Annotated in this window: 2 protein-coding genes; one reads left to right on the top strand and one right to left on the bottom strand. The window is 55.2% G+C overall.

Going from position 1 to position 2241, the window contains the following annotated elements; all coding sequences use genetic code 11:
• Positions 1-43 precede the first annotated feature (43 nt).
• Positions 44-289: a flagellar export chaperone FlgN gene (locus BBW68_RS08515; RefSeq protein ID WP_222563077.1), complete on the top strand. Its 246-nt coding sequence runs from the start codon at positions 44-46 to the stop codon at positions 287-289.
• Between the two features lie 53 nt (positions 290-342).
• Here BBW68_RS08515 and murJ read toward each other — a convergent pair whose 3' ends face one another.
• Entirely contained in the window at positions 343-1881 is a 1539-nt protein-coding gene (gene murJ / locus BBW68_RS08510) for a murein biosynthesis integral membrane protein MurJ (protein ID WP_070134946.1), read from the bottom strand.
• Between the last annotated feature and the right edge of the window lie 360 nt (positions 1882-2241).

Here is a 2241-nt window from a genome sequence, read left to right as displayed (position 1 = left end):
GTAATTGTCGCCTAATACCTAAACTTCCTAGGAAAAATACGCTGTGATGCAGAAAAAGCGGCCGGGCGTGCCCTACAGCCGCCACCCGGAACTGGCGAGGCGCTGGTCATCGATTCAGAATCACACGGTAAAATTACGCGATACCAATCTGCACAACGATATGCTGCTCAATCATCAAATCAATCATAAAGAGCATGCGGTGCAGGTACTGAAGCTTTATCAGGCACAAAAATTTTATAGCCCCGACGGCCAACCGATTCATAGCGCACCCGTCAGTCGTAAAGCGTAATTATCCTTGTCAGACTTTACCCCGCAGCGCCTGTGCGCCGGGGGGGTTGCTGTTTATGCCACGGTACGGCGGGCAAAATCACGCGGACGGAAACCTAACAGGCCCAGCACGGCAAAGTAGACTCCGCCACCCACCGCACAGACCGCTGCCAGACGGATTAACCGCCACAGCATGTTGCTGGTAGCCCAGTCAGGCATCAGATAGAGCACACCGACCAGCGCCGCCGCCATCGCCACAACGGCGAAGAACAGACGCACTAGGAAACTCGCCCAGCCCGACTGGGGCTGAAAAATATCCTGCTTGCGCAGCTGCCAGTAAAGCAGCGCGGCATTCAGGCAGGCCGCCAGACCAATCGACAACGACAGTCCGGCATGCTTCAGCGGACCAATAAATGCTAGATTCATGGCCTGCGTTGCCAACAGAGTGAAGAGCGCAATCTTCACCGGCGTTTTGATGTTCTGGCGCGAGTAGAAGCCCGGTGCCAGTACCTTTATCACGATCAGCCCCATCAAACCGACCGAATAGGCCACCAGCGCATGCTGGGTCATTGCGGCATCAAAGGCGGTAAACTTGCCGTACTGGAATAGAGCAACGGTCAACGGTTTTGCCAGAATCCCTAACGCCACGGCGCTCGGCAGCGCCAGCAGAAAACAGAGACGCAGCCCCCAGTCCATCAGGCGTGAATACTCTGCTTGGTCGCCGCTAGCAAAACTCTTCGCCAGCGACGGCAGCAAAATGGTGCCCAGCGCCACGCCCAGCCCTCCGGAAGGAAACTCCATCAGGCGGTCAGCGTAGTACATCCACGATACCGAGCCGGAAACAAGGAACGATGCAAAAATGGTGTTGATAATCAGCGAGATCTGGCTGACCGAGACGCCGAGGATCGCCAACCCCATCTGGCGCATCACTCGCCACACGCCCGCATCCTTCAGGTTAAGGCGCGGCAGCACCAGCATGCCGATTTTTTTCAGGTGCGGCAGCTGATAACCGAGCTGCAGTACCCCCCCGGCGGCGACCGCCCAAGCCAGAGCCATGACCGGCGGGTGGAAGTGCGGCGCGGCAAACAGCGCAAAACCAATCATGCTGACGTTGAGCAGCGTGGGGGTAAACGCCGGGACCGAAAAACGGTTCCACGTATTGAGGATCACCCCGGCCAGCGAGGCCAATGAAATCAGCATGATATACGGGAAGGTCACGCGCAGCAGCGATGAGGTCAGTGCGAACTTATCGGCAGTATCGGCAAAGCCGGGGGCAGTGACGAGAATCACCCACGGGGCGGCAAACATCCCCAAAATCGTTACAATCGCCAGCGTCAGCGTCAGCAAGCCGGAAACATAAGCCACAAAAATGCGCGTGGCTTCTTCACTCTGTTTACTTTTGTATTCGGCTAGAATAGGGACAAACGCTTGGGAAAACGCCCCCTCGGCAAAGATGCGTCGCAACAGGTTAGGCAGCTTAAACGCGACGAAAAAGGCATCGGTCGCCATCTCGGCACCAAATACGCGCGCGACAATCGCGTCGCGGGCAAATCCCAGCACGCGTGAAAACAGGGTCATCGAGCTGACCGCTGCCAGTGATTTCAACAGGTTCATGTCTTTCCTAGTTCTGGATAACGGACCGGGGAACCCCGGTCGTTTTTTGGTGCGGATAGTCTACTGAAGTAAAAGGAAATAACCATAGCGGTATCACCGCTGAACTCGGGCTCGGGGCGACCCAAAAAAGTGGTCGCCCCCTACAACATCCTGTAGTGAACTGAACCCCAGAAGTTGGATATATTAAATCAGCTTCATGGGGCCACAATAATGGCGCAATACACGGTAAAGTTTCGGCGAAAAGTCGTTCAGCATTACCTTTCCACTCATGATGGTGTAAAACGAACGGCTAAGATATTTGGAGTTCATAAAGCGACCATTCAGCTTTGAATATCAACGTACAGGGCACTGTTGCAAAGA

This window comes from Candidatus Erwinia dacicola (assembly GCF_001756855.1).
GTDB lineage: Bacteria > Pseudomonadota > Gammaproteobacteria > Enterobacterales > Enterobacteriaceae > Erwinia > Erwinia dacicola.
Note: the sequence above shows the minus strand (reverse complement) of the source record. Positions and strands in the feature narration are given on the sequence as shown.

Coding starts and splice junctions, on each gene's coding strand:
- murJ (WP_070134946.1), bottom strand. CDS start 1,881: ATGAACCTGTTGAAATCACTGGCAGCGGTCAGCTCGATGACCCTGTTT.